Origin of the sequence: Lampropedia hyalina DSM 16112 (assembly GCF_900129055.1) — a bacterium.
Classification (GTDB): Bacteria; Pseudomonadota; Gammaproteobacteria; order Burkholderiales; family Burkholderiaceae_C; genus Lampropedia; species Lampropedia hyalina.
Genome location: NZ_FQUZ01000051.1, coordinates 1239 through 2167 on the forward strand (window position 1 = coordinate 1239; position 929 = coordinate 2167).

At 66.3% G+C, this 929-nt stretch carries 1 protein-coding gene; it reads left to right on the forward strand.

The annotated features are described in order from the left end of the window. Positions 1-929: hypothetical protein (locus BUE21_RS14865; RefSeq protein ID WP_407656066.1), on the forward strand; the 929-nt coding region annotated here is incomplete at both ends.

The following is a 929-nucleotide window of genomic DNA, read 5'->3' on the forward strand; positions in this document are numbered from 1 at the left end:
GCATCCGCATCAGCATCAGCATCAGCATCAGCATCCGCGTCGGCGTCGGCGTCGCCATCGGCATCGCCGTCAGCATCACCATCGGCATCACCATCGGCATCACCGTCCGCGTCGCCATCGGCATCGCCATCGGCGTCACCGTCCGCATCGGCATCACCATCAGCGTCGCCGTCCGCGTCGCCATCGGCGTCACCGTCAGCATCGCCATCAGCGTCACCATCGGCATCGCCATCAGCGTCACCATCAGCATCGCCATCGGCATCTGCGTCGCCATCGGCATCGCCGTCTGCGTCACCATCGGCATCACCGTCTGCGTCTGCGTCGCCATCGGCATCACCGTCTGCATCGCCATCGGCATCACCGTCCGCGTCGCCATCGGCGTCACCGTCTGCATCGCCATCAGCGTCACCATCGGCATCACCGTCTGCGTCGCCGTCTGCATCACCATCAGCGTCACCGTCTGCATCGCCATCGGCATCGCCGTCTGCGTCGCCATCGGCATCGCCGTCTGCATCACCATCGGCATCGCCGTCTGCATCACCGTCCGCGTCGCCATCGGCATCGCCGTCCGCGTCGCCATCAGCATCACCGTCGGCATCACCGTCTGCGTCGCCATCAGCGTCACCATCTGCATCACCGTCCGCGTCGGCATCACCGTCTGCGTCGCCATCAGCGTCACCATCGGCATCACCATCGGCATCGCCGTCTGCATCGCCATCGGCATCGCCATCGGCATCACCGTCCGCGTCGCCATCGGCATCGCCGTCCGCATCGCCATCGGCATCACCGTCCGCGTCGCCATCGGCATCGCCGTCTGCATCGCCATCAGCGTCACCGTCTGCATCACCGTCCGCGTCGGCATCACCGTCCGCGTCGGCATCACCGTCTGCGTCGCCATCAGCGTCGCCATCAGCGTCGCCATCGGCATC